Source organism: Pseudomonas sp. ICMP22404 (assembly GCF_006227205.1).
Classification (GTDB): Bacteria; Pseudomonadota; Gammaproteobacteria; order Pseudomonadales; family Pseudomonadaceae; genus Aquipseudomonas.
Window position 1 is genome coordinate 116,201 of sequence record NZ_VCNG01000010.1, and the last position, 14,127, is coordinate 130,327.

The following is a 14,127-nucleotide window of genomic DNA, read 5'->3' on the forward strand; positions in this document are numbered from 1 at the left end:
CTACTCCTCAGGTGTTGCTTGTTCGCCGCGTTGTATTGCGCGCATGAAATTAAGCTTAAGCAATAGCTCTTTCATACCGTCCACATCCAACTGAGTAGTGTTATGGGAGTTGTAATCTTCCGAGTGAGATATTTTTTCTTCACCTTCCTCTACGAATTTTGAGTAGTTCAAATCACGCAGATCAGGCGGTACTCGGAAATAATCACCGCGATCTTCGGCACAAGCCATCTCCTCCCGACTCAGCAATGCTTCGTAAAGCTTCTCACCATGCCGAGTACCAATGACTTGGATCGGATGTTCTGGAACTTTAAGCATCTGAGTTAACGCCCTGGCAAGCGTTTCTACCGTCGCTGCTGGTGCTTTCTGTACGAACAGATCGCCATTGTTACCATGCTGAAAAGCATACAACACCAAGTCCACCGCATCGGCCAACGTCATCATGAAGCGGGTCATGCTCGGATCGGTTAGGGTCAAAGGCTTCCCATCACGAATCTGCTGAATGAACAAAGGTATCACCGAGCCGCGTGACGCCATTACATTGCCGTAGCGCGTACCACAAATCACGGTCTTCTCATCGTCAGCGCTGCGCGACTTGGCAACCATCACCTTTTCCATCATAGCCTTTGAAATACCCATCGCATTGATCGGGTATACAGCTTTGTCGGTACTCAAGCAAACTATGCGCTTGACATCGTTCTGAATCGCAGCTTCCAAAACGTTTTCAGTACCCAAGACGTTTGTCTTCACCGCTTCCATTGGATGAAATTCACACGAGGGTACTTGTTTTAAAGCGGCAGCGTGAAAGACATAGTCTACTCCACGAGTGGCGCTCAAGACACTTTGATAATCACGCACATCGCCGATATAAAATTTCAGCTTTGGATTTGCGTAGATCTTACGCATATCATCCTGCTTCTTTTCATCTCGACTAAAGATACGAATCTCAGCGATATCAGTATTCAAAAACCGTTTAAGTACCGCATTACCAAAAGAACCAGTCCCGCCGGTGATCAACAATTTCTTACCGTTAAAAATGGTCATTTTTTTCCTCCATAAAACTTATAATTTTTCGTCCGACGGCAGAGCTGGACTTATTCCTCAGAAGCCAGACTCTACCATATTCCGCCTTTTTGAACAAAATCTGTCGATTAGCCGCGCAAAAATCTGTCAACGCCGCGCAGATCCCTTCAGAGGTGGAGTCCTCAATAACATTTAAGAACTCAAAATACTCTTTGGGTATTCCGTCAAGTCGCGTGGTGAGAACAGGTATCCCGCTGGCCATGTACTCCAGCAGCTTGGAAGGGAATGAGTACCGTGTGTAACGTTCTTGCGGATTCCTAGTTAAAATCAAACACGCCGCTCTAGCTTGTATACTCTCAACCTCTTTTGCACTCAAGAAGCCTAAATACTTAATTGACGAATGACACTTCGACACTTCCGAAAGATATGATTCCAGCTCACCGCGACCACACAGCCAAAGTTCGTAGCCAGTATTCGCCTTAATAAAGCCTTCGACCAGTTCTACAATTCCATAGGCTTTACTGAGGCCTCCGGCATAGAAAATGATGCCGCTCTCTTCTTCCTTGGGTACATTGTGAGATGCTTCGCTCCCTGAGTGGACGATACCTTCAAGAACCATGAACGGTTTTTTCGACCACCTAGAACTATCAGCAACCATATACTCACTTGCAACAAAAACTCCCGCGGATCGAGAAATTAGATTATCGATCAACCAACTATCTATTTTTTTTAAGACCCTCGTAACAAGGAGCCTGCCTACTCCCATATCCATATAAATGGGAAGGTCAGGTATATAAACAAAATAATTAACGCCCAGGAGTTTACGGAATACATACGCGGCGACCAAGTTTGGCGTATGAGCAGCGTAAACGCAAACCATGTCTGTTTTAGATTTTCGCAAACGAAAGAGTCCATAGAGAGTCCCGAGCAGGCGACTTAACATTTTTAGCATCGGCAGATTGAGAAGAGGGACAATACGGCAACTGCCTTCGTTATTGACCTTCTGCATACCAGGAAAAAATATCCTTTTATTTCGTGGGTATGTAGAAACCGCAATGCTCGCAACGGTATTTACGAAAGCACCACCCAAGCGCATAGCATCGAGGAACCTACCCTCAAGCTTATATGCAGCTACTTGAGGAAAGGAATCGCCTTTTGAGTACTTCTCAAAATACTCGTCTCCAACATAGAATCCCAACAAGACAATATTTTTTCTCATTCCGACCTTCTTAAAACCAACCAGACCGACCAAAGCCATCTGCCTGCGCAGTCATGCAACACGAACGAACCAACCAAATAAATACGTACGCATAACGTGCAGCAACAAGGCGAATATCCAGCCACCGAAACCCTACAGAACCAACATGATAACGTATACCGATTATAGGGTAGCCTTCATGAACTCACCCCACCTAACGCCTTTCCAGAAGGAAATAAGCGAAACAATCGAAAAGCCTATTATCCAATAGATGGACACTTTCCACCAAAGACTATCCCCCCATTCAAGCTGCAAACTTAAATGCAAAGCATAACCCACAGAAAAAGCCAAAAATGACACTATCGTAGGAAATGTAAAAGCTTTGTACACATTGAGCCGCTTATACATACTGGCAACGACGAAGCCAAAATAAATAAATTGAGCCAGGAGCACGCCCAAGGATATGCCATAAAGCCCCCATAACATTCCACCAACCCAAGCCAATCCGATGGACATAATCGCGGCCCCCAGTGAAAGATATGCAAGTAATTTCATCCGCCTATGCACTTCAAGCCGCTTTTGAAAATACACAGCCGTACTATTCAAAAAAACTCCCAGAAAAGCATAGAAAACAATTATTGTAGATGTTCCAATTTTTTTGCCCGTCATTCGCTCAAAAAACTCAAAACCGACAAAGTACAGGACGCACCACAAGAGAGAAAATGCCACAATCAGTAAGCTTGAAGAACTCTCTATAATTTCTATAGCAAATTTGCCTTCCCGAAACTTGTTAATTACAAATGGGTGAACCATCATCAACAGAGGCATACTTAGAAGCCCTGCACCACCAACAAAAAGATCTTTTAAAGATAAATATGAGTCTCCATATTCAACTCCATAATGCCCAATTGCAAAGCGATCAGCCCCCGCCATCACCAACATGCCTAGAATCCATGGCGAAAGCGCGGCACCATATTGATAGACAAGCTTTAGATCACGCTTAAATAGCTCAACACTTGAGAACGGATTCGAAGCCTTATAAACACGCAATACACAGAAAAGCATATATAACACTGAAACAGTATAGCCGGCGACCGATGCGAGCAGGGCGTACCTGAAATCAATATCTACATACCTAAAAAAAAGCATTACCAATCCAATCTGGGTAAGGGTCTGTAGAAGAACAGCGACAAGTTGCTGTTTCACCAAGAAGCCCGCTTGACACGTCGACGAAAGAAAAAAAAATAAAATCTGACTAAAGCACAACAACCAAACATAGACAAAAAAACCTTCCCCAGCGACAAAAAATACAGATACGATTGCTGCCAGAGAAGATGCGATCGGAGCAATAAACAAAACCATACATATGCAATTCGAGGTAAATAAGCCTCTTTCCTTCACCCCAGAATAATAATAAACGAATGAGTTCCCTACCCAACCAGCGCATAACTGGGCAGCAATCAAAGAACAAAATACACTTACCGAATAACTTATATACTGCCCTTCAGGAAACGATCTATATAAGAAGAAAACTAAAAAAACACCTGATACAGCTGGCACCATCTTTACCGGAACATAGAGCAATAACTTTTGAAGAAAAACACTCATAACTCTCTGATCCACCCAACGTTTTTCTCATAACAAGAATAGATAAAACAATGTTAAGCCACAGAGGCAGCTTCATTTAGAAATATTTCAGAAAGGATCGCATGTTTACAATTTATGGGCAAGATGGCACCGTGCCACTGCTCATGAGCAAAAAATGAGACAAATCGACGGAGCAGACGATCACCAGGCAGACTCCTCAACCAACTCACCATACAACCTGTCGACGCCCCTCATCCCAGGAATGGGAGGCAATTTGGAGACCGAGCGAAGCTTTTTCATAGAACTGCGCTAGACGCCCCGAAAAGGTTGAGGAAGTAACAGCAAGGTCCCCGCCCTCCATCTGCCAGGACTGATTGACCGTCGCCAACGATAAAGAGACAGAACGGAGTTATTCAGTACGCCGCGTGCATTCAAGAAGGCGTTGGTCGTGCGATTGCGGCACCAGTCCAGCCCAACACCACGTGCGGAGGTACAGCCGACTTATATAATGCAAGAAAGCGGCATATGGTACCGACGACAGTTCAGTTTCTAAAATACCCGCACAAATAGAGTGGAAAGCTGTGGGCGATGCTGCCCCCTGTACTCGCCACACGAAAAATCTGCAGGGTGCTCCTGGTCGCGAAAGCTATTCAGACTATTTGGCTTTTGGAGAATGTTGAGCCTAGGCTATAAACAAAAAACTTCCACCTGATCAACACGGATGCGGTCGTACAAAATTTAATACCTTGGTATCCGGCGAAGAGCCACCTGACCATGCTTGCTGTTTGTCATCCTCACCCCAGACTCATTCCACTCGTTCTTTACTTCCAAACAAGCATCCGGAAAAGGGATTCCCATGGCCTTCGCAACTGAAAGCCACATTGCACAATCATGAAAAACCTCATCAAGGCCCAAGGGATTGCCCGCCAACGTAGAACTAAAGCTAGCCGGCCTTGATCGAACGTCACGAACGGCGACGCTTTCCTTTGATACGTCCGAACAAAAACGCGAAAGAAGGTCCCATACCCATACCAACGAGCAAAGCAAGTATTACAGCAATCGATACTGGCACGTTCTGTAAAGACCAGCCTAGAAAAGCTAAAGTGAAGCGCTGTTGGTTCTCTAGAACAAACACTAGAACTAACAAAACCAGCAACAGTATCAACACGGTAAGTACTGCGCGTGAGAGGTTACGCATCATTCTTGATCCAGCACATTCATACCTCCTCATCCTCATTCACCCGATCCCTGAGTTCCTTACCCGGCTTGAAATGAGGTACGAATTTGCCGTCAAGACTCACGGACTGGCCGGTCTTAGGGTTACGCCCCACCCGTGGCGCACGGTAATGGAGGGAAAAGCTGCCGAAGCCACGGATCTCGATACGATCTCCGGTCGCCAGGCATTGGGACATTTGTTCAAGCATAGTCTTGATGGCCAACTCCACATCCTTGGATGAGAGCAGCCCTTGATGGGTGACAATTCGTTCGATCAACTCCGACTTCGTCATATTTTTCCCTTCTTTTTCAAGCAGCTAGATCAGTGCTTCGAAAGGTTTTAGCATGCTCCGAGGAATTTGAACAGCCCAAGTATTGACAAATCTTCCATACACCGCACTGCTCCTTTTCGGGGCACGCAGCATAAGCGCCCCCCCACTATCGACACATAACCAGCATCGTCCGCGTCAGATAACCCGCCGGATTGAACCCGAAGGGATACGAGTCTTCATCCTTCGCATCGTCGGATCGGGTAATCACTTTATAACCCGCCCCCTTGCACTCCCTGGCAGCGCGCTTATGACACTTCTCCCAGCCGGAGCCCAACCCCGAGCAATCGATCTCGATGCCACTGACACCGCGTACTGCGTGGGTCTTGGCGCTTGTAGAGCAACCTGCCAGCGTCAATACCACCAACACAAGAAAGAATCTGTTCATTCAAGTCCTATACGCAGGAGGCACATCCAATGCCAAACAACCTTGATCGCCATATAGATAATTGATCCGCTTAACAAAGAGACCGTTCTACCAGAGAATTGGTTTCATCGTGACAGTAAACCCTGACGAGACATGCCCAGATGGAATGCAGGGATTAACAACATCGCATCCACAAAAAAGGGCGACCGAAGTCGCCCTTTTTTACAGAAAGTCAGAACTTAGTTCTGTTTTTCCGCTTGTGCAGCACGCAGCAGGTCACCCAGAGTGGTGGCTACTGGAGCATCCGAAGCAACTGGCTTGTCGCGCAGGCTCTGGATAGCTTCTTTCTCGTCTTCAACGTCTTTCGACTTGATCGAGAGCTGGATTACGCGGCTCTTGCGATCAACGCTGATGATCTTGGCTTCTACTTCTTCGCCTTCTTTCAGAACGTTACGCGCGTCTTCAACGCGGTCACGGCTGATTTCGGAGGCTTTCAGAGTCGCTTCGATATCGTCGGCCAGGGTGATGATGGCGCCTTTGGCGTCAACTTCTTTCACGATGCCCTTAACGATTGCGCCTTTGTCGTTCTCTTGAACGTACTCGGAGAACGGATCGCTTTCCAGCTGCTTGATACCCAGGGAGATGCGCTCGCGCTCTGGGTCAACCGACAGGATGACGGTGTCCAGCTCGTCGCCCTTCTTGAAGCGACGTACGGCTTCTTCGCCCACTTCGTTCCAGGAGATGTCGGACAGGTGAACCAGACCGTCGATGCCGCCGTCCAGACCAATGAAGATACCGAAATCGGTGATCGACTTGATGGTGCCGGAGATCTTGTCGCCCTTGTTGAACTGGCCGGAGAAGTCTTCCCATGGGTTGGACTTGCACTGCTTGATGCCCAGGGAGATACGACGACGCTCTTCGTCGATGTCCAGGACCATGACTTCCACTTCGTCGCCGACTTGTACGACTTTCGAAGGGTGGATGTTCTTGTTGGTCCAGTCCATTTCGGAAACGTGTACCAGACCTTCAACGCCTTCTTCCAGCTCAGCGAAGCAGCCGTAGTCGGTGAGGTTGGTAACACGGGCAGTGACGCGGGTGCCTTCTGGGTAACGGGCTTTGATAGCGACCCATGGATCTTCACCCAGTTGCTTGAGTCCCAGGGAAACACGATTGCGCTCGCGATCGTACTTCAGAACCTTGACATCGATCTCGTCGCCAACGTTGACGATTTCAGAAGGATGCTTGATACGCTTCCAGGCCATGTCGGTGATGTGCAGCAGGCCATCGACGCCACCCAGATCGACGAATGCGCCGTAATCGGTGAGGTTCTTGACGATACCCTTGACCTGTTGGCCTTCCTGCAGCGATTCCAGCAGAGCTTCGCGCTCGGCGGAGTTTTCGGCTTCCAGGACACTGCGACGGGAAACGACAACGTTGTTGCGCTTCTGGTCCAGCTTGATGACCTTGAATTCCAGCTCTTTGCCTTCCAGGTGCGTGGTGTCGCGCACTGGACGGACGTCAACCAGGGAACCTGGCAGGAACGCACGGATGCCGTTAACGTCGACAGTGAAGCCGCCTTTAACCTTACCGTTGATAACGCCCTTGACCACTTCCTCAGCTGCGAAAGCCGCTTCCAGAACGATCCAGCATTCAGCGCGCTTGGCTTTTTCACGGGACAGCTTGGTTTCACCAAAGCCATCTTCAACCGAGTCCAGAGCAACGTGAACTTCGTCACCGACGTTGATGTTCAGCTCGCCAGCATCGTTGTAGAACTGCTCAAGCGGGATGAGTGCTTCAGACTTCAGACCAGCGTGAACGGTTACCCAGCGAGCTTGGTAATCGATATCAACGATAACACCGGTGATGATGGAGCCTGCCTGAAGGTTCAGGGTTTTCAGGCTTTCTTCAAAGAGTTCCGCAAAGCTTTCGCTCATTTTAATTCCTGTTGATTAGGGCGAAGAATACGCCCGCCTCCACACCCCAGACGATGTGGGTTAGTTTCATATAGAAGAAGCACCGCAGGACTATGACTGGTCCCCTGCGGAGCTTCCTGGTCACCCGGCGATATCGCGAATGGCGATCTCGCTCATGATGCGTTGCAACACCTGTTCGATGGACAACTCCGTGGAATCCAGCTGTATTGCATCAGCCGCCGGCTTGAGCGGGGCTACTGCGCGCTGGGTGTCACGTTCGTCACGTGCACGGATCTCATCTAGCAGACTCGACAGACTAACATCCTCGCCTTTGCCCTTCAACTGCAAATATCGGCGACGAGCCCGCTCCTCCGCGCTGGCGGTCAGGAAAATCTTCAATGGCGCGTCTGGAAAGACCACCGTACCCATGTCGCGACCATCGGCCACCAGCCCCGGCTGCTCCAGAAATGCACGCTGACGCTGCAACAAGGCTTCGCGCACCGCCGGCAGCGCGGCGACCTGGGAGGCCCCGGCGCCAACGGTTTCAGTACGGATGACGTCGCTGACTTCGTCGCCTTCCAGGATGATGCGCTGCAGCTGACCGTCGGTCGCCGCAATGAACTGCACATCCAGGTGCGCCGCCAGGGCCTTGAGCAACTCCTCGTTGGTCAGGTCCACGCCATGGTTGCTGGCCGCAAATGCGAGCAGGCGGTACAGGGCCCCCGAATCGAGCAGGTTCCAGCCCAGCTGCCTGGCCAGCATCCCGGCGACGGTGCCCTTGCCCGAACCGCTCGGACCATCGATGGTGATGACCGGTGCCTTGATGTTCACGACCGTGCCTCTTTTGCCACTCGAATACCAACCTGCGTGCACAGCGCCAGGAAGTTCGGGAACGACGTCGCAACGTTGGCGCAGTCATGGATGCGAATCGGCGCGTTCGCTCGCAGGGACGCAACACTGAAGGCCATGGCGATGCGATGATCGCCGTGACCATGGACTTCGCCGCCGCCGATCTGGCCACCGTCGATGATGATGCCGTCCGGCGTAGGCTCGCACTTGACGCCCAGCGCCAGCAAACCATCCGCCATCACCTGGATACGGTCCGATTCCTTGACCCGCAGCTCTTCAGCGCCGGTCAACACCGTCCGCCCTTGCGCGCAGGCCGCAGCCACGAACAGCACCGGGAACTCATCGATCGCCAGCGGAACCAGCGCCTCGGGAATCTCGATACCCTTGAGTTTAGCTGCTCTTACGCGAAGGTCCGCCACCGGCTCGCCGCCCACTTCACGCTGGTTCTCCAGGGTGATGTCGGCGCCCATCAGGCGCAGGATATCGATCACGCCCGTACGGGTCGGGTTGATGCCGACGTGCTCGAGCACCAGTTCGGAGCCTTCGGCGATGGACGCTGCCACCAGGAAGAACGCCGACGAAGAGATGTCGCCCGGCACTTCGATGTGGGTCGCGGTCAACTTGCCGCCCGACTCAACGGACGCCGTAGCGCCATTGACCGTGACCGGATAGCCAAAACCACGGAGCATGCGCTCGGTGTGGTCACGGGTCGGCGCCGGCTCGGTGACAGTGGTCTTGCCTTCGGCATAGAGACCGGCCAGCAGCAGGCAGGATTTCACCTGGGCACTGGCCATTGGCATGGTGTAGGTCAGGCCCTTGAGTTTGTTGCCACCACGGATGACCATCGGTGGACGACCGTCGGCGGCCGTCTCGATGACCGCGCCCATTTCCCGCAGCGGGTTGGCCACGCGGTTCATCGGCCGCTTGGACAGCGACGCGTCGCCGGTCAGGGTGCTGTCGAAATCCTGTGCGGCCAGCAGGCCGGACAACAGGCGCATCGAAGTGCCGGAGTTACCCAGGTAGATCGGGCCTGGCGCAGGCTTGAGGCCATGCAAGCCAACACCGTGGATCGTCACGCGGCCGTGGTGCGGCCCTTCGATGACCACCCCCATGTCGCGGAACGCTTGCAGCGTCGCCAGGGCATCTTCGCCCTCGAGGAAGCCTTCCACCTCGGTCACGCCTTCGGCCAGGGAGCCGAGCATGATCGAGCGGTGGGAAATCGATTTATCGCCCGGTACACGAATACGCCCGCTCAGGGAGCCACCAGGTTGTGCCAGGAAAATCAGATCGTTGGAATTCATAGCGTCCACATAGGCCCGACGGGCCAGGATTTTACTGAAATGCTCGCGGGCCACCCTGGCGCGTGTGAAAACGCCCAGCAGTTGGTGCCCGTCCCCTGCATCGACCGCGTCGCGTAAGGCGTCGAGGTCGCTGCGAAATGTATCGAGTGTGCGCAGGACAGCTTCGCGGTTGGCGAGGAAGATGTCGTGCCACATGACCGGGTCGCTACCGGCGATTCTCGTGAAATCGCGGAAACCGCCGGCAGCGTAACGGAAGATCTCAAGATTTTCATTGCGTTTGGCCAATGAATCCACCAGACCGAACGCCAACAGGTGCGGTAAATGGCTGGTGGCGGCCAGGACTTCATCATGACGTCCGACCTGCATATGCTCGACATCGGCACCCAATTCACGCCACAAGCGGTCCACCATCGCCAGCGCCGCCGGATCGGTCTGCTCCAGCGGCGTCAATATGACTTTGTGACGGCGAAACAGCTCGGCGTTGGAAGCTTCCACGCCGCTCTGCTCGGAGCCGGCAATCGGATGACCCGGCACGAAGCGCGCCGGCATCCCGCCGAAGGCTTCGGTAGCCGCACGCACGACGTTACCCTTGGCACTGCCGACGTCAGTCAGGATCGCCTGGCCCAGGTCCATGGTCGCCAGCCGTGCCAGGAGTTTCTCCATGGCCAGGATCGGCACCGCCAGTTGAATCACGTCAGCCCCCTGGCACGCAGCCGCCAGATCGTCTTCACAACGATCTACCACGCCCAGTTCCACCGCCAGTTGGCGCGACTGCGGATCCAGGTCGACGCCGACCACCTCGCGGCACAGACCGCTTTCGCGCAAGCCCTTGGCGAACGAGCCACCGATCAGCCCCAGACCGACCACCACCAGGCGACCGATCATAGGTGCAGCAGGTTGCAGTGAAGTGACATCAACCACGAGCCAGGACCTTGCTCAACGCCTCGAGGAAACGGCTGTTTTCCGCTTGCAGGCCAACGGTGATGCGCAGGTGGTTCGGCATGCCGTAATTGGCCACTGGACGCACGATCACGCCTTCACGCAACAGGCCTTGGAACACCGGCGCCGCAACACGCCCCAGGTCGACGCAGATGAAGTTGCCTTTCGAGGGAATCCAGCCCAGGCCCAACTCGCGGAAACCCGCTTCCAACTGCTGCATGCCCGCTTCGTTCAAGTGGCGGCTCTGAGCCAGGTATTCCTCATCCTGCAGTGCAGCACAGGCGGCGGCCAGGGCAAAGCTGTTGACGTTGAACGGTTGACGCACGCGGTTCAGCACGTCAGCCACCACGGCGGTGGACAGGCCGTAACCGACCCGCAACGACGCCAGGCCATAGGCCTTGGAGAACGTGCGCGAAACCAGCAGGTTCGGGTAGGCCGCGAGGAAGTCCAGGCCATCGGGCAGGTCACTGCCTTCGGCGTACTCGATGTACGCCTCGTCCAGCACCACCAGCACGTGCTCCGGGACGTCCTGCAGGAAGTCGTCCAGGGCCTGGGCGTCGAACCAGGTGCCGGTCGGGTTGTTCGGGTTGGCGATGAACACCACTCGGGTGTTGGCGTCGATGGCCGCCAGCATGGCCGGCAGATCGTGCCCCCAATCCTTGGCCGGAACCACGCGAGCGTCGGCACCGACCGCCTGGGTCGCGATCGGGTAGACCGCAAACGCATGTTCGCTGAACACCGCGTTGAGGCCCGGCGCCAGGTAGGCACGCGCCACGAGCTCGAGAATATCGTTGGAGCCGTTGCCCAGGGTCACCTGGTTCAGCTCGACACCACAGCGCTCGGCCAGCAGGCTTTTCAAGGCGAACCCATTGCCATCGGGGTAACGGGTCAGCTCGGCCAGTTCATCACGGATCGCCGCCAGCGCCTTGGGACCGGCACCCAGCGGGTTCTCGTTACTTGCCAGTTTGACGATGCTGGCCGGATCCAGGTCCAGCTCGCGAGCCAGTTCGTCCACGGGCTTGCCCGGAACGTAAGGCGAAAGTTGTTGCACGCCTGGCTGTGCCAGAGCGAGGAAGTTGCCACTCATTTGCTATCCGCCCTTAAAGAACTGCCTTGGGGTAGGAACCCAGCACCTTGAGTGCCACTGCTTCCTGACTGATTTTCTCCAGCACACCTTTTACCAGCGGGTCGCGGTGGTGGCCGACGAAATCGATGAAGAACACGTAGGTCCATTTACCGCTGCGCGACGGACGGGTCTCGATCCGGGTCAGATCGATACCATTGTCGTGGAACGGCACCAGCAGCTCATGAAGCGCACCGGGCTTGTTGCTCATGGAGACGATGATCGAGGTCTTGTCGTCGCCGGTCGGTGGCACTTCCTGGTTGCCGATCATCAGGAATCGCGTGGAGTTGTCCGGACGATCCTCGATTTTCTCAGCCAGGCGAGTCAGCCCATAGAGACCGGCCGCCATGTCCCCGGCGATCGCCGCCGAGTTCCACTCACCCTTGACCCGCTTGGCCGCCTCGGCGTTGCTCGATACCGCCACGCGCTCGACATTCGGATAATGGGCGTCCAGCCACTTGCGGCACTGGGCCAGGGACTGGGCGTGGGAATAGATCCGGCTGATGCTGTCGGTCTTGGTGTTCTCGCCCACCAGCAGGTGATGGTGGATGCGCAGCTCGACTTCGCCACAGATCACCATGTCATGTTCGAGGAAGCTGTCCAGCGTGTGGTTGACCGCGCCTTCGGTGGAGTTTTCCACCGGCACCACGCCGAAATTCACCGCGCCGGCCGCGACTTCGCGGAAGACTTCGTCGATGGCCGCCATCGGCTTGCTGATCACCGCGTGGCCGAAGTGCTTCATGGCGGCGGCCTGGGTAAAGGTCCCCTCAGGGCCCAGGTACGCCACTTTCAGCGGTTGCTCGAGGGCCAGGCACGACGACATGACCTCGCGGAACAGCCGCGCCATCTCTTCGTTGCTCAGCGGGCCCTTGTTGCGCTCCATGACGCGCTTGAGCACCTGAGCCTCACGCTCGGGTCGATAGAACACCGGCACCTCACCTTCGGCAAGGGAGGCCATTTTCACCCGGGCGACTTCCTGGGCGCAGCGCGCGCGCTCGCTGATCAGCTCCAGGACTTTTTCGTCCAGGGCATCGATGCGCAGGCGCAGCGCCTTGAGTTCTTGCTCTGACATCAGCCGTGTTCCTTCTCGAACTCTGCCATGTAGGCGATCAGTGCGTTGACCGCATTGATGTCCACGGCGTTGTAGATGGAGGCGCGCATGCCACCGACCGAGCGATGGCCCTTGAGGTTCAGCAGCCCGCGCTCGTCGGCACCCGCCAGGAACGGCTTGTCGAGACGGTCGTCGGCCAGGCGGAACGGTACGTTCATCCAGGAGCGGTCGGTCTTGTTGATCGGGTTGCTGTAGAGGCCGCTGGCGTCGATGAAGTCGTAGAGCACGCGTTGCTTCACTTCATTGAGCTTGCCGATGGCTTCGACACCGCCCTGCTCCTTGAGCCATTCGAATACCAGGCCGGACAGGTACCAGGCCAGGGTCGGCGGCGTGTTGTACATCGAGCCGTTGTCGGCTGCGACCTTGTAGTTGAGCATGGTCGGGCACAGGGAACGGGCACGACCCAACAGGTCCTCGCGAATGATGCTGACCAGGATGCCGCTCGGGCCGATGTTCTTCTGGGCGCCGGCGTAGATCATGCCGAAACGGGAGACATCCACAGGGCGCGAAAGAATGTCCGAAGACATGTCGGCCACCAATGGCACGTCACCGGTTTCCGGGATCCAGTTGAATTCCAGGCCGCCGATGGTTTCGTTCGGTGCGTAATGAACGTAGGCCGCGTCCTTGGACAGGTTCCACTCATTCTGACCGGGGATGGCGAAATAATCGTAGGGCTTGGCGGTGGCGGCAACGTTGACGTGGCCGTAACGCGAGGCTTCTTCAATGGCTTTCTGCGACCAGATACCGGTGTCGATGTAGTCAGCCTTGCCACTCTCCGGCAGCAGGTTCAACGGGATCTGGGCAAATTGCTGGCTGGCGCCGCCCTGCAGGAACAACACCTTGTAGTTGGACGGGATGTTCAGCAGATCACGCAGGTCCTGCTCGGCCTTGGTGGCAATGGACACGAACTCATCGCTACGATGGCTCATTTCCATGACGGACAGGCCCTTGCCATGCCAGTCGAGAAGTTCACCCTGGGCACGCTTCAGGACCGCTTCAGGAAGCGCCGCCGGGCCGGCACAGAAGTTATAGGCTCTCTTGCTCACATCCAATCTCGCTCTGATCTGGTGGTCACACATTAATACGGTATCAGCGGGCGCCCATTGTGGGAGCAAGGCTTGCCCGCGATTACAGACTTGCATTCAACATGAATGTCGACTGATCTATCGCTATCG

General features: G+C 54.5%; 12 protein-coding genes. All 12 read right to left on the reverse strand.

Going from position 1 to position 14,127, the window contains the following annotated elements; translation table 11 throughout:
* Nucleotides 1-1,035: a polysaccharide biosynthesis protein gene (locus FGE05_RS18200; protein WP_139647312.1), complete on the reverse strand. Its 1,035-nt coding sequence runs from the start codon at nucleotides 1,033-1,035 to the stop codon at nucleotides 1-3.
* Entirely contained in the window at nucleotides 1,028-2,278 is a 1,251-nt protein-coding gene (locus FGE05_RS18205) for a glycosyltransferase (protein ID WP_139647096.1), read from the reverse strand. Before FGE05_RS18205 ends, FGE05_RS18200 begins: the two co-directional genes overlap by 8 nt.
* 123 nt (nucleotides 2,279-2,401) lie before the next feature.
* Nucleotides 2,402-3,826 carry a lipopolysaccharide biosynthesis protein gene (locus FGE05_RS18210; protein WP_139647098.1) on the reverse strand — a complete coding sequence of 475 codons (1,425 nt, stop codon included), beginning with the start codon at nucleotides 3,824-3,826 and terminating at the stop codon, nucleotides 2,402-2,404.
* A gap of 943 nt (nucleotides 3,827-4,769) precedes the next feature.
* Entirely contained in the window at nucleotides 4,770-5,006 is a 237-nt protein-coding gene (locus tag FGE05_RS18215) for a DUF1049 domain-containing protein (protein ID WP_373682511.1), read from the reverse strand.
* A gap of 16 nt (nucleotides 5,007-5,022) precedes the next feature.
* On the reverse strand, nucleotides 5,023-5,313 hold the full coding sequence (gene ihfB / locus FGE05_RS18220) for an integration host factor subunit beta (protein WP_041024569.1): 291 nt from the start codon (nucleotides 5,311-5,313) through the stop codon (nucleotides 5,023-5,025).
* A 145-nt stretch (nucleotides 5,314-5,458) separates the two neighbouring features.
* Complete coding sequence (locus FGE05_RS18225) at nucleotides 5,459-5,737, reverse strand: hypothetical protein (protein WP_139647101.1); 279 nt, start codon at nucleotides 5,735-5,737, stop codon at nucleotides 5,459-5,461.
* A gap of 218 nt (nucleotides 5,738-5,955) precedes the next feature.
* Nucleotides 5,956-7,650, reverse strand: coding sequence for a 30S ribosomal protein S1 (gene rpsA / locus FGE05_RS18230; RefSeq protein WP_041024567.1), 1,695 nt, complete (start codon nucleotides 7,648-7,650; stop codon nucleotides 5,956-5,958).
* A gap of 120 nt (nucleotides 7,651-7,770) precedes the next feature.
* Nucleotides 7,771-8,460, reverse strand: coding sequence for a (d)CMP kinase (gene cmk, locus FGE05_RS18235; protein WP_139647102.1), 690 nt, complete (start codon nucleotides 8,458-8,460; stop codon nucleotides 7,771-7,773).
* Nucleotides 8,457-10,664 carry a bifunctional prephenate dehydrogenase/3-phosphoshikimate 1-carboxyvinyltransferase gene (locus tag FGE05_RS18240; protein WP_257225678.1) on the reverse strand — a complete coding sequence of 736 codons (2,208 nt, stop codon included), beginning with the start codon at nucleotides 10,662-10,664 and terminating at the stop codon, nucleotides 8,457-8,459. The genes cmk and FGE05_RS18240 overlap by 4 nt, the downstream gene beginning before the upstream one ends.
* A 28-nt stretch (nucleotides 10,665-10,692) precedes the next feature.
* Entirely contained in the window at nucleotides 10,693-11,805 is a 1,113-nt protein-coding gene (hisC, locus tag FGE05_RS18245; protein ID WP_139647106.1) for a histidinol-phosphate transaminase, read from the reverse strand.
* Nucleotides 11,806-11,818: 13 nt separating this feature from the next.
* Entirely contained in the window at nucleotides 11,819-12,913 is a 1,095-nt protein-coding gene (gene pheA / locus FGE05_RS18250) for a prephenate dehydratase (RefSeq protein ID WP_024778725.1), read from the reverse strand.
* Nucleotides 12,913-13,998 carry a 3-phosphoserine/phosphohydroxythreonine transaminase gene (gene serC, locus FGE05_RS18255; protein ID WP_139647108.1) on the reverse strand — a complete coding sequence of 362 codons (1,086 nt, stop codon included), beginning with the start codon at nucleotides 13,996-13,998 and terminating at the stop codon, nucleotides 12,913-12,915. The genes pheA and serC overlap by 1 nt, the downstream gene beginning before the upstream one ends.
* Between the last annotated feature and the right edge of the window lie 129 nt (nucleotides 13,999-14,127).